This window comes from uncultured Psychroserpens sp., assembly GCF_947501425.1.
GTDB lineage: Bacteria > Bacteroidota > Bacteroidia > Flavobacteriales > Flavobacteriaceae > Psychroserpens.
The window spans coordinates 86,139-108,802 of record NZ_CANMVN010000009.1; the positions used below are offsets into that span (position 1 = coordinate 86,139).

The following is a 22,664-nucleotide window of genomic DNA, read 5'->3' on the forward strand; positions in this document are numbered from 1 at the left end:
ATTAATTGATTAATCCAAATCAAATCTGAAACCCAATGAAAGGTTATTCTGATCAAATGATTGATCTTCAAATAATGGATTTAAGTCGTACTTAGCATAGATTCCTACTCCACCATATCCAACATAAGCACTTAATCCGTAAACAAATGGAGATACATTATAATTACGTCTGATTTTTTGTTTCACACGATCGCCATCTTCCTTGAAACGCAATTTTTGTTGTGTTCCAATTCTAAAACCAGCGTATCCTCCTATTCCAATTTTAAAACGATCTGAAGTATCATATCTAAAATAATTTTTGCGTTCTACCTTTTTTGATGGTCCAAATTCAAAATGAACTGGAAACACAAGGTTAGTTACTCTAAACTCAGACTCTTTTAATTCGCTTGGAAATGCTTCTAAGGTTGTTGTATTTCCGTTTTGAACAAAATACCGATCATCTTTTGGAGTTAATTTATTCCACTGAATAGAAAACCCATACTTTAATCTAACAGCATTTGATTCTTCAAAAACTCTGGTTTTCCATGCCCATCCTAACTCTACAAAACCTGAACCTAAAAAGGAATATTCATCTCCTATCTTTTGTCCGTCACCAATGGCATTATTAAATCCGATAGCAAACACTAGATCACTAGTAGTTCGTTTATCATACTTTCTAGGTCTGTTGTTTCGATTGATTTTAAACCCATTAAATTCTCCTAAACTGATACCAAAACTCAGAGTTTCGTCATTATTCTCATCGTATAGTCCATCATTTCGTTTGAGCAATTCTATTTTATTATCGACAATAGCTAAGCGATTTTCAATGTTCAGTGCTCTTTTTTGAGCCGCTTCCTTTTTAAGTTGTTCAGCTTCCTCTTTAGTGATTTCACCTTTGTCTAAACGTTGATTGATGAATTCAACTTCCTTTTTAAGAAATTCCCGTTCTTCCTCCTGGATTGTCTTCTTTAACAACTCCAACTTATCTATCCTAAATCCATTTTCTCGATATGGAATTGTAGTTGTTGTAGAATCTTTTTCTGTTTCTTGTGCATTCACATTACTTACAATAAAGCATAAGGTGAGCAGCACTACGTACTTAGTAATAGTGTTCATAATGTTTGTTTTAAATTGATGATTATTTAATTGTTGCGCTCGGCAACTGCAGTTTTCACTGTTTTAAAATTAGATTTTAAGCTTTCAAATACTTTGGTTCTAAACGATTGTTCGAGGTCTTCTTCAACGTCTTGAAGTAGTGCATCTGCATCAACGGTTCGTGTAGTTTCATTATATATACGTTGTCTTAAAATATCTTTTTCCGCAGCTTTTAAAAGGTCTTCGATCTCAGCATCTGTAACAATATTCCCGTCAGCCTCTAATTTCTTTATCTCGGCAACAACCTCATTCACTTTAACTTGTTCAAAGGTCAAGGTGTTAAGTGGCGAAACTTCCTTTTTTTCAATACTAGGGCGATCTATAGTTGCTACTGATTCCTGTGTTTCAAAACCTGGTAAAGCTTCATTTTTATTGATATCTTTAACTTTCTCTTCTTCGGAAACAGTAGCAACTTGAAGTTCGTTTTTGATTGATGATGTTACAGGAGACTTCTTTTCAGTCATCTCTTGATTTGTAATAATTTCTTTTTCGTTTGAGTTTGCAACTTTAGTATTATCATCAACAGGAATAGACACCTTGTTTTTAGGTATCATTTCAACGTCTGTATCTACAACAGTTGGAGACACTGACTGGTTTTCTGAAGATTGGAAAAATAAGGTAGTTACAAATAAAACACCAACAATACTCGCTGCTATCCCAATATAGAAGAACAAACTTCTTGAACTCTTTTTATCCTCTGCATCAAGTCTTGCTGAAAGCTGATTCCAGGCATCATTCGATGGCTGTAATGTACGCTTCTCAAGCTTATCTTTTATTGTCTCGTCAAATTTAATTGGTGCCATAACTTGTTGTGTTTATGTCTTTAATTTTTCTTTGAAGCATTTGTCTTGCCTTAAACAATTGCGATTTTGAAGTTCCTTCTGAGATGTTCAATACTTGAGCAATTTCACTATGCTTGTAACCTTCAATTGCATACATGACAAATACCATTTTGTAACCTTCTGGAAGCTCGTCTATGACTTGTTGAATTTGAGCAACTTCTATTTGTGATTCTATATTATTGTATTGCTCCTGATGAATAGTTTCATCTTCAACTGAGAATTCTACATGTTTTTGTTGTCTTAAAAATGAAATAGATTCTCTAACCATAATTCGTCTTAACCAACCTTCAAAACTTCCTTCATTCTTGAAATTCTTAAGATTTGTAAACGCTTTGAAAAATCCGTTTAACATCACCGACTCTGCATGTTGCATGTCTTTCACATAATACCTACAAACACTCAGCATTTTTGGCGCATGAATCTCGTACAGTGTATGTTGAGCATCACGCTTTCCCTTAGCTGCTTTTTTAATAAGCGCTGCATTGTTTTGATGATGTAGTTGAATGACTTTCAAAATAGCTTTCGTTTGGTCTTCTATTTATAAAGACGCACATTTTATAAAAAAGGTTGCCTTGAAATTAAAATATTTTTTAAAGCCTTGAAATACAAGGTTTTAAAATTTATTTTTTTCTGTCAATGACATAATTAACCATGAGTTCAAGTGCAGTTTTATATTCAGATTCGGGATAAGCTTTTAGGAGTTCTAGTGCTTCTGCCTGAAATTCTTTCATCTTATGAACAGCATACTCCAGTCCGTTATTGGCTTTTACAAAAGCAATCACCTCCTTAACTCGTTTTTTATCTTTATTATGATTTTTTACTGAATTAATCAACCAGGATTTTTCTTTTTTAGTGCAGTTATTCAATACATGAATCAAAGGTAGTGTCATTTTCTGCTCCTTAATATCTATTCCTGTTGGTTTACCTATGGCTTCTTCTCCATAATCAAAGAGATCATCTTTGATCTGGAACGCCATACCAATCAGTTCACCAAACTTTCTCATGGCTTCAACATCAGGTGAATTTGGTTTCACAGAAGCTGCTCCAAGACTACAACATGCAGCTATTAATGTTGCTGTTTTTTGCCTGATGATATCATAGTACACTTGTTCTGTAATATCTAATTGTCTGGCTTTTTCGATTTGGAGTAGTTCGCCTTCGCTCATTTCCCTTACAGCAACAGATATGATCTTAAGCAAATCAAAATCATTATTATCTATAGAAAGTAGTAATCCCTTAGATAGTAAATAGTCACCTATGAGTACGGCTATTTTATTTTTCCATAACGCATTTATGGAAAAGAAGCCTCGTCTTCGATTACTATCATCAACCACATCATCATGAACTAATGTAGCTGTATGAATCAACTCAATAACTGAAGCACCTCTGTATGTGCGCTCACTAACCTGACCATTATCCACCATTTTAGCGACCAAGAATACGAACATTGGTCGCATTTGTTTCCCTTTTCGGTTAACGATGTAGTGTGTAATCCTATTTAATAAAGCGACCTTACTGGACATGGAGAGCAAGAACTTCTGTTCGAAAAGTTCCATTTCATAGGCAATAGGCTGCTTTATTTGTTCGGTAATTTTCAATTATGTTAGCTATTAATATCGTGTTTTTACAAAATTACTAATTAAGAGCTTATGGAATTGAAATACCTTTAATAATTAGTTAAAATTTAAGAGTAAAAAAAAGGCTACAATATATTTTTGTATATTTAATTGTTAATTAATTAAAAATCCGAACTTTATGAAAAAAATTACTTTATTGTTATTCTTATTATCCATTTCGTTTTCTTTTAGTCAGGTACTAACTGAAGATTTTGAAGGTGGACTTACAATTCCTGCAACATGGTCTAATGATGATATTGCTGGTGGTGGAGAAGTATGGATCATTGAAGACACAGGAGAAGCTGTTGGTTTTCTAGATCCTAACACCATTTATTACACAGATGGAAATTTATCAGGCAACTACGCTGTCATGGATAGTGATGGTTTTGGCCCTGGAACTGCCGAAGAAGTTGCACTAACTAGCCCTGTGTTTAGTTGTGCTGCATTGACTGCAGTTAGATTATCTTATAACCACTTTTTTACTGCAGGTTATGGCGGACAAGGTTTTGTTGAAGTTTTTAACGGAACCACATGGTTACAAGTGGCGTCTTACGCAGGAGCAGATCAAGATGCTTCTTCTTTTGGAGGAGAGCAAATAGACGTATCAACTGAACTAGCAGGTGTAGCAAATGCCCAGGTTCGTTTTAGATGGGTTGGAGATTATGCCTGGGGATGGGCCGTTGATGATGTTGTTGTTGAAGAAGGACCTTCTTGTACAGTACCAACTGATTTTACTGCAGGTACAGTAACCACCACATCTTTTGAAGTGTCATGGTTAGATGGTAATGGCGCAGGTACATCATGGGAATTAGATTGGGGTGCTGAAGGATTTACTCAAGGTACTGGAACTCCAGTATTTGGTTTAACTGCACCAACTTATGACTTTATGGGATTATCTGCTGATACTACTTATGACTTTTACATTAGAAGTAACTGTAGTGGTGGAAATGGGAACAGCGAGTGGGTTGGTCCTATTAGTTTTACTACGCTCTTTGATTGCACTACATTTGGTATTCCATATGATCAAAACTTTGACAATGATAATGCCTTCCAATCGTGTTTTACAGTTGAAGATGTGGATGCTGATAGTATAGCATGGATCACACAACAAGATCTCGATTTAGATGGTGATATGGTAAACGAAACATTTGCTACAAATGGTAACTCAACAGCAAATGATAAAAATGATTGGATGTTTAGTCCAGCATTTTCACTTACTGGTGGTACACAATATGAAGTATCTACTACATTTAATATGTTTAATGGAGATGGTAGCTTAGAAGCATTTATTGTAAATGCTCCATCGTCTACTGCTACTGTAGAAGCTACATTATTCTCTCAAGCTAATGTAACTGGACAAACAGCTCTTGCTGATTTATTACCAACAGCAATTACAGAGGTAAATACATTTACTCCGCTTGCAGATGGTGACTATCACATTGCATACCGTTCATTTGGTGCTGCAAACACAGGTTTTGTTTTGATGTTCAATTCGTCATTAGACACTACATTAAGTGTTAGTGAATTTGACAGTAACAACTTTAACTATTCTTACAATAAGGATACTGATCAGTTGACTATTGAATCCTCTAATTTACCTTTTGATCGTATTGAGCTTTACAGCATCTTAGGTCAAAAAGTGAAAGCTCAAGTGCTATCACAAACTAGTGAAGTTATTGACTTGTCTAGATTGACTGATGGTGTATATTTAGCAACGGTTACGATTAACGGAAGCAGTAAGACCTTTAAAATGGTTAAACAATAAACACAGATATATTTATATATTCAAAAAGAGCGACTCATGAGTCGCTCTTTTTTTTAGCCTTTATTAGCGAGTTGCCCACAGGCAGCATCAATATCTTTTCCTCTGGAACGTCTAACAGTTACTGTAATATGATTGGCTTCTAACATTTGAACATACATGTCTATTGCCTTAGAACTGGCTTGTTGAAACTCGCCATCATCAATAGGATTATATTCAATTAAATTGACTTTACTAGGTGCAAACTTACAGAACTTGATCAACGCATCTACATCTCTTTTAGTGTCGTTTATACCTTCCCAAACCACATACTCATAGGTAATTCTATTTTTGGTTTTTGCGTACCAATACTCCAATGCTTCTCTAAGATCTTCCAACGGAAATGTAGCATTGAATGGCATTATTGAGGTTCGTATTTCGTTAATTGCTGAATGAAGCGATACAGCCAGATTGAATTTCACCTCATCATCAGCCATCTTTTTAATCATTTTAGGCACACCTGAAGTCGATACTGTAATACGTTTTGGAGACATGCCCAAACCTTCAGGAGATGTAATTTTATCAATAGCTTTAAGTACATTATTATAATTCATGAGTGGTTCTCCCATACCCATAAATACAATGTTAGTCAATGGTCTGTCAAAATATAAGCGACTCTCATTATCGATGGCTACGACCTGATCAAAAATTTCATCAGGATTGAGGTTTCGCATACGCTTTAATCGCGACGTCGCACAAAACCTACAATCTAAACTACAACCAACCTGACTAGATACACAGGCTGTGGTTCTAGTATTTGTTGGTATGAGAACAGATTCTACAATAAGACCATCATGAAGGCGAACAGCATTTTTAACAGTACCATCAGAGCTACGTTGCATTTGATCAACTTTGATGTGATTGATTACAAAGTTGTCTTCAAGTTTTTGTCGGGTTTCTTTTGAAATATTGGTCATATCTTCAAAAGTGTGTGCCCCCTTATTCCATAACCATTCATAGACTTGATTTCCACGAAAGGCCTTATCCCCTTCCTTGACGAAAAAGTCTCTTAGTTGTTCTTTAGTTAATGCGCGTATGTCTTTCTTTTTGGTGCTCATAAGTTTTGCAAAAATAGATAAATAATATGACGATATCTGCATTAGTGGTTGAAACGGCATCCTTTTTACGTCAGTTCGAGTGATGCAACCAAAGGGAAGCATTGTATCGAGAACCTGTAAAAAGATATAGTGTAAAACACGACTCTACGAAGTTTATACGAAGTAGAGGAATGCCCAAATAAAAAAAGCCTCTTAAAAAAGAGGCTCTTCATGTTATGTTATCTTGTTTAGATAATTAGCATCGCATCTCCATAGGTGTAGAAACGGTACTTTTCTTTTACAGCTTCTTCGTAAGCCTTTTTCATAAACTCATGACCTGCAAATGCAGAAACCATCATTAATAGTGTCGACTTTGGTGTATGAAAGTTTGTAATCATACAGTTAGCAATACTAAAGTCGTAAGGAGGGAAAATAAATTTATTGGTCCATCCTGAGAATTCATTAAGCATTCCATTTGAAGACACTGAACTTTCGATAGTTCGCATAGCGGTTGTCCCAACAGCACACACACGTTTTTTATCTACAATTCCTTTATTGATAATTTCGGTAGCTTCTTTAGTAATAAAGATCTCTTCGCTATCCATTTTATGTTTTGACAAATCTTCAACCTCAACTGGGTTAAATGTTCCTAAACCAACGTGAAGTGTAACTTCTGGCAAATGAACACCTTTGATCTCTAATCGTTTTAATAAGTGTTTCGAAAAGTGCAAACCTGCTGTAGGCGCAGCAACTGCTCCTTCGTTTTTAGCAAAAATTGTTTGGTAGCGTTCTTCATCCTCTGGCTCTACATCTCGCTTGATATATTTTGGTAATGGCGTTTCACCAAGTTCCGTTAATTTTCTTCTAAACTCACCATACGATCCGTCGTAAAGGAAACGTAATGTTCTGCCTCTTGACGTTGTATTATCGATAACCTCAGCGACTAAAGTTTCGTCTTCGCCGAAATACAGTTTATTTCCAATTCTGATTTTACGAGCAGGATCTACTAATACATCCCAGAGACGTTGTTCTTCATTTAACTCTCTTAACAAGAATACTTCAATTCTGGCACCTGTTTTTTCTTTATTCCCATACAAACGTGCAGGAAACACCTTGGTATTGTTCAAAATCATCACATCACCTTCATCAAAATAATCAATGACATCTTTAAATAATTTGTGTTCGATTGTTTGATTTTTTCGATCCAAAACCATTAATCGAGATTCGTCTCTAATATCTGATGGACGTTCTGCTAATAATTCTTCTGGAAGGTCAAAATTGAAGTGTGATAATTTCATCTGTAAGTTTTTATTTGTCTCAGTTTGGCAGATGGAATTCGTCTTTTGGTATTTTAGAAATTATTATCTAAATATACTGTGACTCATTTCATCTGCTATATTTTTATTTTAGAAGTTGCAAATATACAATCTCAACATAGGGGTTGTCAAGTAAAATGCGGTATTTATTTAGAAAACTTAAATCCTATCGATTCTAAATCCTCCCAAAACGTAGGATATGATTTAGAAACCACCATATGATCTTCTATAAAAAGTGTCGTTTTAAGTGCTAGTGGTGCGAAAGCCATAGCCATTCTATGATCGTTATATGTAGCAATTGAGACCTCATTTTCAATGTTAGAAGTTGCGTGTAATTTTAGGTTATCTTCAGTGATATCAACTGTTGCTCCTAGTTTTTCCAATTCGTTCTTCAGTGCAACTAATCGGTCTGTTTCTTTGATTTTCAGGGTATGTAATCCATCCAATACACAGTTAACTCCTAAACCAAGACATGTAACCGCAATAGTTTGTGCAATATCTGGTGAATTATTGAGCTGAAATTGTAAATGCTGCGATTGATGACTCTCAATTTTTTTTAGTGTTATACTATCCGTTTCAAAACTGGTTTGAACTCCGAAAGCCTGATATAATTCTGCTAGAACAGAATCACCTTGCAAAGATGTTTTCCTGTAAGCGGATAGTGTGATTTGTGTACCAATTGGACTTAAAGCAATAATACTATAAAAATAAGAAGCTGAAGACCAATCTGACTCCACAACCAAAGTGCGAGATGATAGCTTTGAATGTTTAGGCTGCACAGTGATCACCTGATCTTTAAATCTTGTTTCAATTCCTACTTGGCGTAACAGATCTAATGTCATGTTAATATATGGAACTGATGTTATTTTTCCTTCTAAGCTTAGTTCTAATCCGTTTTCCAAACGGGATGCGATAAGCAATAATGCTGAAATGTACTGACTACTCACATTGGCTTTTAGAGTCACCTTATCTTTAACAAGGTTAGCGCCTTTTATATGTAATGGCGGACATCCATGTTGTTCTGTATACGATATGTTTGCACCCAATTGTGTTAAGGCATCAACAAGAATCTCTATTGGTCGTTCTTTCATACGATCAGAGCCTGTGAGCACGACCTCTCTTCCATTTTGCATAGCGAAATACGCTGTTAAAAAACGCATGGCTGTTCCTGCATGGTGTATATCGATAAGGTTTGAAGTTGACGACAGTGCTTTTGCCATGACTTTGCTATCATCGGAGTTAGACACATTAGCGATCTCTAATTCTGGGTATAAGGCCTGTAATAATAATAATCTGTTAGATTCACTCTTAGAACCTGTAATTGTGATCTTTGACTGTGTATTGATGTCTGATTTATGAAGCTTGATTCTCATAAAAAAATTCCTGCCTGAGCAGGAATGGATTATTTTAGTTTTTCATTATTGTGATGCCTGTCGTGATCTCGTTTGGTTTTTTTATCCATTTTATTGTCGAAAGCACTTTGCAGATCTATTCCTGTTTGATTTGCCAGACACAAAACTACAAAAACTACGTCTGCCAGCTCCTCACCAAGATCTTTATCTTTGTCACTTTCCTTTTCGCTTTGTTCGCCATAGCGTCTTGCTATAATTCTGGCCACTTCACCGACCTCCTCAGTAAGCTGAGCCATATTAGTAAGCTCATTAAAATATCTAACACCATGCTCCTTTATCCAGGTATCAACGTCGCGTTGTGCATTTTTTAAATCCATGATTACACTTTTTTAAGTACTACCTGCTCTGCTTGCTTTTCAACTACCTTTCCAAAAAAATCTTTAAATACCGAATAATCATCTGAACTAATAATTGAAGCATTCATTTCAAGTATAATATTCAATTGTAGAAATTTACCATTTTCTTTGATGATATAGGTGAATTTAGCATCACTATTTTTAAATTCGAAGACTTCACTCTGTGGGAGAGATTCCACCTGATAACCTTCAGGCAACATAATATTGATCATGTATTTGTCCTCAAACGGAAATGCAAAATCTATAGGATATTGTCGTTCTTCTAATTTAAAAGGATTTTCTTTTGTACTTAGAAAGAGCATTGGTGAAAAATAAAGATTATCGCCTATTTCATCTACACCATCACGCAACAGATAGTTATATGAAAGTTTAACCGGTTGTGTAATGTCTTTATCATTTTCAAAGCTCAACTCAGACACCTCAATGTCGCCTTTATCCTTTTCGAGTGCTTTAATATGCTCATCATCACTAACACCAGTAAAACGATTACGATAGGATAATGCTAAGTGTTCGGTAATATTTTGTCGGACTTTACCATCAATAGTAAAATCGCTATTGATCTTTACATTGAGTGACGTGGATTCTTTGGCTTTACCAGTTGGTCTCAGGGAGATCCATCCAGATGTGCCATCATCTTTGATCACGCGACCTTGCCAATTCAACGTACGTGTTGGCAATACATTGACCATGCTAAACACATCAGTTGCGTCTAACAAGGCGTAGCTATCCTGACTTTCTACCATACAAATCACATAGTTAAATCCTTTACGTGTTGGATATAATGGAATTCCGTTATTTCTGGTACTCACTAAGACAGGATTTGCATTAACCCCTTGTGACCTCAGCATGGCAATTAATAACAAGTTAATATCAGCAACATTTCCTTCACCTTCTATATAGGCTTTACGAGTTCCTTTTTGTGCTCTAAACCCATAAACACCATTCCATTTTACTTTCGACTTCACAAAAGATTGTAGTAAGAATGCTTTCTGAAAATCATTATTGGCTTTACTTGCTAAAGCGGCTACTTCATCTTTAAAAAATCCAGACCTGTTGAGTTGATTTCCAAAATCGGAATCGTCATAAATAGACTTAGACACCTTTTCCCAGGTTGCTGAAAACGATTTTTCCACAGCGCCATAACTATTCAAAATAGCCGATAGTTCCATACTCATTTTCGCTCTGTAATTATCCATATTGCCAGCAAATGCTTCACCTTTGAGTGCAGGAATATTATACTCTTCTGCTTTAATAACTTGCTCTTTATAGTCAAAAGTACCCGTTGATATTGTGGTACCAGGAGTTGTATTTTTGGCGATGTAATTTTTTTTATTAGCAATTGTAGCACTATTAGCTTTAGTAGATTCGATCAAATTAGGATAATAAAATGCCTTAGGGTTAATTTGCTTATTGTAACGGTAATATTCTGGTGTAGACACACTAAAATCAAACTTATCTATAGGTATTGCGTATTGAAAATTAATATCATCAATAGCTAAAAACGGAGAGACAATTTCATATTTATACTCGATAATACAACCATCCTGAATATTAGGTAATGTAATTGTATTAATTTCTATAAAGTCGTTGGCTTCTTCTTCAAATACGCCATCTTTCTTTAATTTTTCTTTTTTAACTTTTCCTCCCTCTAAAGTGTACGTATATCCTTTGAGATTAGACAATTTTTCTTTGCTTCCAGCACCAGCTTCATAGAGTAAAATTTTATGTGTAGCCCAATCGTACCCTTCCTTGTTATATATTTTTATACGCTTGTAAACTTCTCTATGTTGTTCAAAACCTTTATCTCCAGTAAAAAAGAAATAAATATTCTCATTTTTATAAAGAACAGCTGCACTGGCTGTAGAATCTGATGGATGTTGTTTTTGATTTAATTCCTCTTTAGATACTTTTCCAAATTTAAAATTTTGTGCTGGCGTGGTCCATACAAATGCAAAGCAAATAATGGTGGTGAAAATGTATTTCATAAATGTTAGGTTGATTTAGTTGGTTAGGACAATTTTGGTTTTATCATGTTTAACAATTTTAGACATAAATGCTCTAAACTCGTCGTATTCTTCTTTTGGATAATAGCCTTTATTTAAGATTTGAGTTCTTTTGTAGACTAATGTATGATCTGATTGTTTTTCTATGGAAAACTTATAGACTCCAAACTTGTTAGAGATCTCTACAGGTTTTGGCATAGCCTCAACAGTCAAAGCAGGATCTATCTCTATAATAAACTCATCGGTATCGGTGTAGCCTCTTTCAATTTCAAAATCTAAAGTTCGTTTCGTATATCGTGTTGGAATCTTTTTTATTCGGTTATACACATTAGGTTGAAATAACAATCGCTTACCACTTTTATTGGCAAAATTAGAGGATGACATTGTTATTGTTTCAGTAAACACAACATCGTCTTTATCATTATCAAAATTAATAGACTCAACAGAAAGGTTGTTGATGTAATCCCAGTAATTCTTAAAGTGTAATTCCTGATCTCTTTGCGGTTTATTCTGAATACCTTCATGAAGCGCATACTGATAGCCCTTGGTGGTTATGGTCACATCACCTTTAATGGCGCCATCTGGAGACAACTTAACTTTTGCTTTTGTTGTTTGAAGATTGTCTTCTGTGCTGTACGTTGTTGTATGAACTATTTTTCCACCTTCAGGAGTAACCAACAAGGCATCTCTATCATCTGTAAAACTGGCAATAAAACCGAAGGGATTAGTTTGACTGGTACATTCTAACCAGATATTCTCATCCTCCCGAGGAATACAAAGCACAACATGATTACCTTCAGTAGCTGAAAAATCCTTATCAATACTGGTCAATTCTCTTCCACCATAGATGACTGTATAATGTGAATCTACACCCACTTCTTTCAATAACGCTTTTGTATAATTGGTCAACCCTTTACAATCGGCATAACCTAAACGCTCTACATCTTTTGCCAGCATGGGTTTCCAACCTCCAATACCAATTTGCACACTGATATAACGTGTTTTATCTTGCATGTACTGATAAACAATTTTGGCTTTCTCAATATCAGAATCGGCATTTTTTGTGAGTTCGATAATTTCTTCCTTTATATGATTTGGCAACTCTTCGGTTCCGGTTAGTAGCTTATCATACATCCATTTACCAAAGTCTTCCCAGGTATTGTTAACGCCTTTTACACCTTCCATATCAAATTCGGTCAAAGCTACCTTTAAAGATGGTGCAAAACTTTGAAATGACGGACTATAAGATTCTGGTTTTAGAGACGTCAGATTTTTAGCAGAATAATGATAATCACTATGCATCTCAATATCATAATCTTCAAAATTGGTGGTTTTGATCTTAATATCAATATCCGAATTATTAATGATCTTATATTCTGAGTTTTCAGTACTTACATAGAACCCTTCAATGGGTCTCCATCCCGGAAAAAAAGCAGTACTAGAATATTCCATTTCAACTTCAAACATCACAGTGTATGGATATTTAATAGGTGTATAGTCTAAATATTTAACACGACTATCAGAATACAACGTACCTCCACTTACAGCACTCTCATCTTCAAAATCATTTTTCTTATACTTCTTAAGTTCATCGCCGTTTTTATCGTAAATTTTGGCTTCCAGTGTTTTTATTTTGATATTATCATCATAATGCACTACTGTTCCTTGTTTATAAATACCTTCTTCGTTAAAAATAGTAACAATACGCTTCTTTTTTAAGGTGAATTTATCGTAGTCATCCACTTCTACCTGAGTATCATTATATCGAATAACGGCATTGGATTTGATGAGTAATGCTGGAGGAATGGTGCTTGTGTCAAAAAGAGTTTGATCCTGAGCAAAAGTGATTGTAATAAAAGACATTAAGAACAATGTCAGCAATATTCTGAAACGCATAAGTTAGGGTTTAGCAACGCAGATAATTGTCGTTATCTCAAATATAAAAGTTTTATTGAAACAGCATGTGTAAAAAATCGTAAATCTCGTTTAAGTGCTTATATCTGGGACTTTAGCTTTCTAGCGACATAATGTACGATTAGAATAATAAAACAAGGTATGGCTATATATTTTAATTCGCTCCAAATGACTCGTAGTCCCCATTCAGAAAAAAACTGCTCGACACCAATAGGTGAGACTTTGATGACTTGCGTTGGAAAGAAGTACCTCGAATTCTCAAAAGGAATGAAGAAACCGACACCTTTTCCTCCAGTAGTCATTGCATCTAAAATGCCGTGAGATACAGTAGATAAAAACAAGACAATCATAAAAGTGAGCTTTCTGTTTTTTCCTAACAATAGTGACACAAAGCCACTCCATATCAACGCAAAAAGAATGGAATGTGTAAATCCTCTATGGCCTAAAGGATGTAAATAGTCAATACCAAATTTAAATGCAATTACATCTAAATCTGGAAGTATTGCCGATAGAATAGCTAAGAACACCAATAGCTTATTACTTTTTGAATCAATGACTTTAGTTGTGGTGTAAGCCACTAACCCGTGACCAAAAATTGATGCCATTATTTTTTGTCTTTTGTATCAATAATAATGGTTACAGGTCCGTCGTTAAGTAGCTCTACTTTCATATCAGCTCCAAACTCTCCTGTCTGTACAGATTTACCAAGATCTTTTTCGAGTTGTTTCACAAAAGCTTCATACAAAGGAACTGCAATATATTGCTTTGCTGCCATCATATAACTTGGTCGATTGCCTTTTTTAGTACTCGCATGTAGCGTAAACTGACTCACCACAATAGCATCGCCTCCAGACTGTAATAGCGAGCGGTTCATTACACCATCATCGTCAGAAAAAATACGAAGATTAGAAATCTTATTCGATAACCATTTGATATCCTCTGATGTATCATCATTTACAATTCCAAGAAGAATGAGCAATCCAGAATTAATATCGGCTACTTTTTCACCTTCAATGGTTACTGATGCTTTAGATACGCGTTGAATAACTGCTTTCATAATTTACTGAGCTTCCCAATTATCGGTTCTATAATGTTCATCTTCACCTTCTAAGATTTGAAGGTAACTTCGATATCTTGAATAGGCAACCTCATCATTATCTAGAGCATCTTTGACAGCACATTTAGGTTCTTCGATGTGCAAACAATTATTAAATTTACAATCTTGCTTCAGCGCAAAGAATTCGGGAAAATAATCCCCTACTTCCTCTCGATCCATATCGACTACACCAAAGCCTTTGATTCCTGGTGTGTCGATGATCTTAGCATCAAAACTCAAATCGAACATTTCAGCAAATGTGGTTGTGTGTTGCCCTTGACTGTGTTGGGTTGAAATTTCTTTTGTCTTAAGTTCTAAACCAGGCTCTATAGCATTAACCAATGTGGATTTACCAACACCAGAATGACCAGCAAACATACTTACTTTACCAACCATTAATGATTTAACCTTGTCTACATTTTTTCCAGTTTCCGCAGATATTCCGATGCACTCATACCCTATTTTTCTATAGACATGAGCCAAATACCTTACCTCGTCTAAAGCTTCTTTATCGTAAATATCGATTTTATTAAATAATAATATGGTTTTTACAGAATACGCTTCGGCAGTCACTAAAAAGCGATCAATAAAACTGGTAAAAGTTGGTGGATTATCTATGGTAACCAATAAAAACACCTGATCGATATTAGAAGCAATGATATGGGTTTGCTTGGACAGGTTTACCGATTTCCGAACAATATAATTGACACGATCATGAATATTATGAATGACACCTGTAGTGTCATCGTTATTAGTTTCTAACTCAAAATCCACATGATCTCCAACAGCAATAGGATTTGTACTCTTTATCCCTTTTAACCGAAATTTCCCCTTGATTCTGCATTGATATACAGCACCAAAATCAGTCTTAACGGTGTACCAACTTCCTGTAGATTTGTAAACTATTCCTGTCATTTAAAAAAATATTTAACAAAATAACGATTTTAATTTTTACGAAATCTTATATTAGAGACTTAATTTTAAAACTTAACAACATGAAAAAATTAGTACTATTCATTGCACTCGGATTTTTATCTTTTTCTGATGCACTTGCACAAGTAGAATACAAAATCATTACTAGTGTAGAATCTATTGTTCCAAATGGTTTAGGACGTTCAAGACTTATCTCTGCTAATGATGAAAGAGATTATAAAGAATTTACATCTACAAGAAGTGATGACAAGAAAGAGGACAAAAGAAATAAATCTGACAGAAGTGAGATTAGAGTAAAGAATTTTGAAGAAACTAAACTCTTAAACTTTTTTAACTTAGGAGGAATTCGTTTTCAAAATATTGCGGCTAATGATGCTGTTTTAACTTCAAAAGTAAATACGATGATTGAAGAAGGCTGGGAATTAGCTTTCGTGACTAGTGCAGTTGAAAGTGCTGGAAAAGGTGATGGAAATGGAATTTTTATCACACGATTCTTATTTAAAAGAAACAAGCAATAAACCTCATATATATATTGATAAAAAAGATCGTCAACAGACGGTCTTTTTTTATATCCTGATCGCTTTTTTTGAAGTGATCTGTTTTCCGCGGGAACTCAGGTTAACAATATAGATGCCTGTAGGTTGTTGAGAGAGATCTAAAACCATGTTACAATCTAATTTTGTTCTTGTAGTTTTTAAAATTACACAACCAGTGAGATCTGCAACAGTTACATCAACATCTGGTATATCATTAGGAATCTTTAGATTGAAGATACCATCTCTGGAAGGGTTTGGGTAAAGCTTAGACTGTTCAGCAATATCATTTCTGCTTAATAAATTGTCTTCACAACAGCATACAGTTTCAGTGTAGCAACCTAAACGCTTACCACAACAAACTGTAGTTACTGTTTTATACTTTGGCGTATATCCAATGACGAGAACCTCATCCAGTTGTTCAAACTCATCTAATGTGACCTGTAACTGCTTTTGATCGCCTACACTTAACTCTTTAGTGGCATACCCTAAACTAGAAATCTGTAAGGTGTCTGTTGATTTGGCTTCTATCTCAAAATTGCCCTTTTCATCAGACAATACACCTTTAGTAGAATGTTTGATAATGATATTTACAAAAGGGACTTCTCCTTCGGCATCTAAAATAGAGCCCTTAATCAATTGCTGTGCAGAAGCTGAAAATGTTAAAAGCGTGACGAATAGGAAAAATACATGTTTCATGGTTGGCTTAGATTATTATTTTACACTGCAAACCTATATGAAACCTTAATCAACTAAAATCGATAATGAGTGAATGGTACTTTTGAGTGAGTGAATAAAAAAGCCTCAATTAAATTGAGGCTTTTTTTCTATCCATTAATAATCTTCTCCTGATGATTGATTGATTCCTGATGAATCGCTTTAAATACACGCAAGATAAATTCTTCACTTAGATTTTTTTCTTCACCCTGAAGAATCATTTTGCCAAGAATTTCATTCCAACGTTTAGATTGTAACACAGCAACATTATGATCTTTCTTTAATTGTCCGATATCATCAGCCACATTCATACGCTTTCCTAACATTTCTATCAATTGATGATCGATTACATCAATTTGAGTCCTCATGGTATTAATTCTGTTTTTAAACTCAGTTGCTTCACCTACTTCTTTACGAATACGTAGATCTTCAGTAAATTTAATAAGCGTATCAGGCGTAATTTGCTGAGCAGCATCACTCCATGCATTATCAGGATCGTGATGTGTTTCAACCATTAATCCGTCATAATTGAGATCTAACGCAGTCTGACAAAGATCAAATATGATATCGCGACGTCCAGCAATATGCGATGGGTCTAATATCAATGGTAAATCTGGAAAACGGTCTTGCAGGTCAACAGCAATTTGCCATTCAGGATTATTTCTATATCTGGTTTTTTCATACGTTGAAAACCCTCTGTGGATCACCCCTAAATTTTTGACATCTGCCGTGTAGAAACGTTCTACAGCTCCTAACCATAATGCCAGATCTGGATTTACCGGATTCTTGATCAATACAGTTTTATCTGTTCCTTGTAATGCATCTGCAATTTCCTGAACAATAAACGGACTTACAGTAGTACGAGCACCAATCCATAAAATATCAACATCATGTTTTAATGCCAAATCAACGTGATTGGCATTAGCCACTTCTGTAGTGGTCATCATTCCTGTTTCCTCCTTTGCCTTTTGCAACCATTTTAAACCTAGAGCACCAACACCTTCAAAATTACCTGGTCGTGTTCTTGGTTTCCAGATTCCTGCTCTCAATACTGTAGCATCACTATCTTTCAACTGGTGTGCAATTTTTAAAACTTGTGCTTCGGTTTCGGCACTACATGGTCCAGCGATAACCAACGGATGTTCTAATCCGAATGCATCTAACCAACCTCTCAATTCCTTTTTATTTTCCATAGTTTTTTATTAAGCAATTCCTTTTAATATCTCTTTTATATGATTTGTATTTTTCATTTCGTTGTAGATCTCATCAAAATCATCGGCTTCCATTAAGGATTTAAACTGTTTCAAATTATTGATATACTCTTCTAAAGTCTCTATAACATTGGCTCTGTTTTGTTTAAAAATTGGAGTCCACATCGCAGGCGAACTTTTTGCCAAACGCACTGTACTCTCAAAACCACTTCCTGCCATATCAAAAATATCACGTTCGTTTTTTTCTTTTTCAATAACTGTTTTTCCTAACATAAATGAGCTGATGTGTGATAAATGTGACACATAAGCTATATGTTTATCATGAGCTTCAGGATTCATGTATCGAATACGCATTCCTAAGTCGGAAAATAATTTCAAGGCTTTCTCCTGAAGTTTAAATGTTGTTTTTTCTACTTCGCAAATGATATTAGTTTTCTTCTGAAACAGACCTTGAATAGCTGCTTTTGGTCCAGAAAACTCAGTACCTGCTATAGGATGTGTTGCTAGAAAATTTCGACGTCTATTATGAGATTCAACCGTTTTACAAACCGGAAGTTTAGTAGATCCAACATCGATGACCAAGGTTGAATCTGATATAGCATCCAACACTTTAGGCAATTCTGAAACGGCTTTATCCACAGGTATGGAAAGTATGACCAAATCAGCATTATGTAAATCTTCATAAGTCGCTTTATGATCTATAATTTGAAGCGCTAAAGCTTCGTCCAAATGATCACTATTGGTATCTATTCCGAAGATATCAATATTAGCGTCCATAGACTTCATATCTAAAGCCATGCTCCCACCAATCAATCCAACGCCTATGATGTATATATTATTCATGTTAAGTTAATCTTGCTAATGCTTCTTCTAAATCGTCTTGAGATGCGCAAAGTGAAATTCGTATGTATCTACTTCCATTAGTTCCAAAAATGGTACCAGGCGCTATAAAAATGGATTTTTCTTTTAATATGAGATCTACATATTCTTCAGCATCTAAATAGTCTGGTAATTTTGCCCAAACAAATAATCCGGCTGCACCAACGTCGTAAGTACAATTTAGAGCCTCAGCAATTTGCCATACTATTTTCCGACGTTGCTCATAAACGCTATTAAGACTTAGATACCAAATATCTGAACAGTTTAGCGCTTCAATAGCACCTTTTTGAATACCCAAAAACATTCCAGAATCCATATTACTTTTCACACGTAAAACGGCATTTATGTATTCACTTTTCCCTAATACCATACCTACACGCCAACCTGCCATATTAAAGGTTTTACTTAAGGAGTTCAACTCTAAGCAAACATCTTTAGCATCTTTATATTTAAGGATACTTCTTGGGTATCGATTCAGTACAAAGCTGTAAGGATTATCATTAACAATTAAAATATCATTGCGCTTGGCAAAGGTGATGAGATCTTCAAATAATTTGTTAGTGCCTTGTGCTCCTGTTGGCATGTGCGGATAGCTTACCCACATGAGTTTTACATTTTCCAGACCACGTTTTTCTAAAGCTACAAGGTCTGGAAACCAATTATTCTCTTCAGTCAGATCATAAAATACAGGAGTAGCTCCAACCAAATTAGTCACCGATTTATAGGTTGGATAACCCGGATTTGGAATCAATACTTCATCGCCTTTGTTTAAAAATGCCATTGAAATGTGCAAAATCCCTTCTTTACTTCCCATGAGTGGCAAGACTTCAGTCAACGGACTCAAGGGCACATTAAAGTGTGTCTTATAGAAATTAGCAATAGCTTCTCTTAGTTCTGGTATTCCTTGATAGCTTTGATATTTGTGAGCACCATCTTCATTAAAGGTTTCAACAAGTGCGTTGAGTACGCGCTCTGGCGGATTGAGATCCGGACTACCAATACCTAAGTTTATAATAGGTTTCCCCTGAGACTTCAGTAATCTTACCTCACGTAATTTTTTTGAAAAGTAATACTCTTCTACATTTTTTAGTCGGTCAGCAATCTGTATCATAGTCTTGCATTTTTATATTCTCCCAAAACTTTAAAATCCTGAGCCATTATTTCCATAATGGATTTAGCTTTTTTGTAATCGTCATAGGCCTCAAAAGTGATATCTACAAAAAAAGCATATTTCCAAGGTGTCTTAATTTTTGGCAGTGATTGTATCTTGGTTAAATTTAACTTACAATCACTTAAAACATTCAAAATAGTCGCTAAACTTCCTCTTTTATGGTCTAATTCAAATTTTACCGACGCTTTGTTTATTTGAGCTTCTGATATTTCAGAATTTTTAGTTTTTACAACAAAAAAGCGGGTTTCATTGTGTTTAATTGTTTGAATGCTCTCTGAAATAATCTGCAAATCAAAGAGTTGAGCTGCTAATTTTGACGCAATAGCCGCTGTATTTTTAGTTTGATGCTTCTGAATGCGTTGAGCGACTTCAGCAGTATCCTTATCCTCAATTAATTTGATATGCGGATATTGTTTGAAGAACTCTTTACATTGTAGAAGTGCCATTGGATGCGAATATACTTCTTTAATATCATCAATGGACTGCCCATGCAAAGCCATTAAATGATGTTGAATATCTAAATAATGCTCTCCAACAATGTGAAGGTTATGGTGATCTATCAGTGCGTAATTTGGTATGATAGATCCAGCTATTGAATTTTCAATAGCCATAATAGCAGCATCAGTTGTTTGACTTATTATACTATCAACAACTTTATCGAAAGTAAGATACTCATTAACAAGAATTGTGTCATCAAAGAATTGTTGTGACACAATGTGATGAAATGATCCTTTAATTCCCTGTATGGCGACTGATTTTATCATAAAAAAAGTCTCGATTTTCATCGAGACTCATAGTATTATTATTTTATATAAATTATACATACAACGTCTCTCTCTTTTCGTTAAAAAAGAAATAAAACCAGCTATAATATGTATGATTTAGTGTATTCATATCGTTATTAGATTGCTAATGTAATTATTATTTTAAGAAATCAAAATTGTTAACCCATATTTTTAGGTTTAACATTTCAGTTTTAAAGAATTCTTAATTTAAATCATCGCATTAGTTATAATTAGTATTTTTGAATAAACAAATTGATATATGTCTATTGAAGTAGAAAATGTTTCTAAAGTTTATGGCGAACAAAAAGCGCTTGATAACATTTCATTTACTGTAAATAAAGGTGAAATTGTAGGTTTTTTAGGTCCGAATGGTGCAGGAAAATCTACGCTTATGAAGATCTTAACTACTTATATCAATGCCACCAAGGGTATTGCCAAAGTTAGTGGTTTCCATGTAGAAACTGATAAGAAAGCTGTTCAAAACAATGTTGGATATCTGCCAGAACACAATCCGTTGTACTTAGACATGTATGTTAAAGAATATCTTACATTCAATGCAGGTGTGTACAAAACATCGAAATCCAGAATTCAAGATGTCATAGAACTCACAGGTCTATCACCCGAAGCTCACAAAAAAATCGGTCAATTATCTAAAGGATATCGTCAGCGTGTTGGACTCGCTAATGCGTTGTTACATGATCCATCAGTTCTTATTTTAGATGAACCTACAACAGGTCTTGATCCTAATCAATTGGTGGATATCAGACATTTAATAAAAAATATTGGTAAAGATAAAACGATCTTTTTATCTACACATATCATGCAAGAGGTTGAAGCCATTTGCGATCGTGTGATCATTATCAACAAAGGACAAATTGTAGCCGATAAAAAGCTTAAAGACTTACGTGATGATCAAGAACAAACTGTTGTGGTTGAATTTGATTATCGTGTGGAAGACACGTTTTTACTAAAACTTCCAAATGCTAAGACCGTAAAGAATATTCATGATTTCACTTACGAGATTACGTTCTCTACAACAGAAGACATGCGATCTCACGTATTTGATTTTGCTCATGATAATGAATTGAAGATTCTTCAGCTCAATCAGAAAAATGCAAGTTTAGAAAGTCTGTTCAGAGAGTTGACTTCAGAATAAATTATTCAAAAATAAGTTGTCCTGTGTAAAACTGTTCTACATCAACAGTTACAGGAGTATTTACTAAGATTACATCACCTGTACTTCTAATTTCACCTATTATAGATTGCTGTGCATTGATGATCATATCATTACTACTCCTCTGAAAAACAGTCATGTCTTGAGTAATAAAATGACGTCCTTCAAAGCGTGCATCTCCTGAGAAAAAGCCAACATAGGCTGTATTGGCCTGACCAGAAATAAAGCAGCTTGACAAATTATTAACTACCACTCTAAAGTTGTCACAGTTGACTTCTAATATGAAATTACCATCTGTGTTAACATTGTTCTCTTCATTAAAATCTTCAGAAATTAACTCTAAAGAATCGTAAGTCAGCACACCATTACTTCTAACTGGCAAACTAGATCCATTAGTAATTTTTGTCAAATTTGGCGCACTTACAAACACCTTTGTTAATCCATAATCTCTGGTTAGATTACACGAATTATTATTATATACCTTAAGTTGTCCCTCCTCTACAATAACTTCAATATCTTCCATGAGATATTCTCCAGTTTGGACTGTGACTCCTTGTACAGGTGCATCTGTAATAATTAATTCAACACGTGGAAAAACTATAATTTCAGAAAAAGCATTGACATCAAAGTCTTTTTCGATAATGTCTCCAGCATTTTGAAAACAATCAGGCACATTCTCGCCATTACAAGACCAGAGTACAATTGACAACAATATAATTACAACACCTCTCATA

General features: G+C 34.8%; 22 protein-coding genes. 3 read left to right on the forward strand and 19 right to left on the reverse strand.

Going from position 1 to position 22,664, the window contains the following annotated elements; all coding sequences use genetic code 11:
• Window positions 1-9 precede the first annotated feature (9 nt).
• From Q0951_RS14390 to Q0951_RS14405, 4 genes are all read right to left on the reverse strand, one after another.
• Complete coding sequence (locus Q0951_RS14390; protein ID WP_299338232.1) at window positions 10-1,095, reverse strand: hypothetical protein; 1,086 nt, start codon at window positions 1,093-1,095, stop codon at window positions 10-12.
• A gap of 26 nt (window positions 1,096-1,121) precedes the next feature.
• Window positions 1,122-1,937, reverse strand: a complete 816-nt coding sequence (locus Q0951_RS14395; RefSeq protein WP_299338235.1) for a hypothetical protein — start codon at window positions 1,935-1,937, stop codon at window positions 1,122-1,124.
• Window positions 1,924-2,490, reverse strand: a complete 567-nt coding sequence (locus Q0951_RS14400; RefSeq protein ID WP_299338237.1) for an RNA polymerase sigma factor — start codon at window positions 2,488-2,490, stop codon at window positions 1,924-1,926. Before Q0951_RS14400 ends, Q0951_RS14395 begins: the two co-directional genes overlap by 14 nt.
• Window positions 2,491-2,596: 106 nt before the next feature.
• Window positions 2,597-3,574: a polyprenyl synthetase family protein gene (locus Q0951_RS14405; protein ID WP_299338239.1), complete on the reverse strand. Its 978-nt coding sequence runs from the start codon at window positions 3,572-3,574 to the stop codon at window positions 2,597-2,599.
• 157 nt (window positions 3,575-3,731) lie between these two features.
• On the opposite strand from Q0951_RS14405, the gene Q0951_RS14410 reads away from it, so the two are divergent.
• Window positions 3,732-5,357 (forward strand): T9SS type A sorting domain-containing protein, encoded by a 1,626-nt coding sequence (locus tag Q0951_RS14410; protein WP_299338242.1) that lies wholly within the window; start codon window positions 3,732-3,734, stop codon window positions 5,355-5,357.
• A gap of 53 nt (window positions 5,358-5,410) precedes the next feature.
• Here Q0951_RS14410 and rlmN read toward each other — a convergent pair whose 3' ends face one another.
• The 9 genes from rlmN to rsgA all read right to left on the reverse strand — a co-directional run bounded on the left by rlmN (window position 5,411) and on the right by rsgA (window position 15,442).
• Window positions 5,411-6,451 carry a 23S rRNA (adenine(2503)-C(2))-methyltransferase RlmN gene (gene rlmN, locus Q0951_RS14415; protein WP_299338245.1) on the reverse strand — a complete coding sequence of 347 codons (1,041 nt, stop codon included), beginning with the start codon at window positions 6,449-6,451 and terminating at the stop codon, window positions 5,411-5,413.
• A 227-nt stretch (window positions 6,452-6,678) separates the two neighbouring features.
• Complete coding sequence (gene queA, locus Q0951_RS14420; RefSeq protein WP_299338247.1) at window positions 6,679-7,728, reverse strand: tRNA preQ1(34) S-adenosylmethionine ribosyltransferase-isomerase QueA; 1,050 nt, start codon at window positions 7,726-7,728, stop codon at window positions 6,679-6,681.
• A gap of 164 nt (window positions 7,729-7,892) precedes the next feature.
• The gene (locus Q0951_RS14425) at window positions 7,893-9,119 is read right to left on the reverse strand and encodes a 3-phosphoshikimate 1-carboxyvinyltransferase (protein ID WP_299338250.1); all 1,227 of its coding nucleotides are present in this window, start codon (window positions 9,117-9,119) and stop codon (window positions 7,893-7,895) included.
• A gap of 29 nt (window positions 9,120-9,148) precedes the next feature.
• Window positions 9,149-9,475, reverse strand: coding sequence for a nucleotide pyrophosphohydrolase (locus tag Q0951_RS14430; protein ID WP_299338253.1), 327 nt, complete (start codon window positions 9,473-9,475; stop codon window positions 9,149-9,151).
• Window positions 9,476-9,477: 2 nt separating this feature from the next.
• A complete protein-coding gene (locus Q0951_RS14435; RefSeq protein WP_299338255.1) occupies window positions 9,478-11,499 on the reverse strand; it encodes a DUF3857 domain-containing protein in 2,022 nt (673 codons plus the stop codon).
• Between the two features lie 15 nt (window positions 11,500-11,514).
• Window positions 11,515-13,413, reverse strand: coding sequence for a DUF3857 domain-containing protein (locus Q0951_RS14440; protein WP_299338258.1), 1,899 nt, complete (start codon window positions 13,411-13,413; stop codon window positions 11,515-11,517).
• Between the two features lie 98 nt (window positions 13,414-13,511).
• Window positions 13,512-14,036, reverse strand: coding sequence for a metal-dependent hydrolase (locus Q0951_RS14445; protein WP_299338260.1), 525 nt, complete (start codon window positions 14,034-14,036; stop codon window positions 13,512-13,514).
• Entirely contained in the window at window positions 14,036-14,488 is a 453-nt protein-coding gene (gene dtd, locus Q0951_RS14450; RefSeq protein WP_299338263.1) for a D-aminoacyl-tRNA deacylase, read from the reverse strand. The genes Q0951_RS14445 and dtd overlap by 1 nt, the downstream gene beginning before the upstream one ends.
• A 3-nt stretch (window positions 14,489-14,491) precedes the next feature.
• Window positions 14,492-15,442 (reverse strand): ribosome small subunit-dependent GTPase A, encoded by a 951-nt coding sequence (gene rsgA, locus Q0951_RS14455; protein WP_299338265.1) that lies wholly within the window; start codon window positions 15,440-15,442, stop codon window positions 14,492-14,494.
• 80 nt (window positions 15,443-15,522) lie between these two features.
• Between rsgA and Q0951_RS14460 the strand changes: the two genes are divergently transcribed.
• A complete protein-coding gene (locus Q0951_RS14460) occupies window positions 15,523-15,978 on the forward strand; it encodes a hypothetical protein (protein WP_299338267.1) in 456 nt (151 codons plus the stop codon).
• 48 nt (window positions 15,979-16,026) lie between these two features.
• On the opposite strand, the gene Q0951_RS14465 is transcribed toward Q0951_RS14460, so the two are convergent.
• The 5 genes from Q0951_RS14465 to Q0951_RS14485 all read right to left on the reverse strand — a co-directional run bounded on the left by Q0951_RS14465 (window position 16,027) and on the right by Q0951_RS14485 (window position 20,735).
• Window positions 16,027-16,692, reverse strand: a complete 666-nt coding sequence (locus tag Q0951_RS14465; RefSeq protein ID WP_299338269.1) for a carboxypeptidase-like regulatory domain-containing protein — start codon at window positions 16,690-16,692, stop codon at window positions 16,027-16,029.
• A 128-nt stretch (window positions 16,693-16,820) separates the two neighbouring features.
• Window positions 16,821-17,903, reverse strand: coding sequence for a bifunctional 3-deoxy-7-phosphoheptulonate synthase/chorismate mutase type II (locus Q0951_RS14470; RefSeq protein ID WP_299338271.1), 1,083 nt, complete (start codon window positions 17,901-17,903; stop codon window positions 16,821-16,823).
• A 9-nt stretch (window positions 17,904-17,912) separates the two neighbouring features.
• Entirely contained in the window at window positions 17,913-18,764 is an 852-nt protein-coding gene (locus tag Q0951_RS14475) for a prephenate dehydrogenase (RefSeq protein WP_299338273.1), read from the reverse strand.
• A 1-nt stretch (window position 18,765) separates the two neighbouring features.
• Window positions 18,766-19,911 carry an aminotransferase class I/II-fold pyridoxal phosphate-dependent enzyme gene (locus tag Q0951_RS14480; protein ID WP_299338274.1) on the reverse strand — a complete coding sequence of 382 codons (1,146 nt, stop codon included), beginning with the start codon at window positions 19,909-19,911 and terminating at the stop codon, window positions 18,766-18,768.
• Window positions 19,908-20,735 carry a prephenate dehydratase gene (locus Q0951_RS14485; RefSeq protein WP_299338277.1) on the reverse strand — a complete coding sequence of 276 codons (828 nt, stop codon included), beginning with the start codon at window positions 20,733-20,735 and terminating at the stop codon, window positions 19,908-19,910. Before Q0951_RS14485 ends, Q0951_RS14480 begins: the two co-directional genes overlap by 4 nt.
• Window positions 20,736-21,015: 280 nt before the next feature.
• Between Q0951_RS14485 and gldA the strand changes: the two genes are divergently transcribed.
• A complete protein-coding gene (gldA, locus tag Q0951_RS14490) occupies window positions 21,016-21,912 on the forward strand; it encodes a gliding motility-associated ABC transporter ATP-binding subunit GldA (protein WP_299338280.1) in 897 nt (298 codons plus the stop codon).
• A 1-nt stretch (window position 21,913) separates the two neighbouring features.
• On the opposite strand, the gene Q0951_RS14495 is transcribed toward gldA, so the two are convergent.
• On the reverse strand, window positions 21,914-22,663 hold the full coding sequence (locus Q0951_RS14495; RefSeq protein ID WP_299338282.1) for a head GIN domain-containing protein: 750 nt from the start codon (window positions 22,661-22,663) through the stop codon (window positions 21,914-21,916).
• Between the last annotated feature and the right edge of the window lies 1 nt (window position 22,664).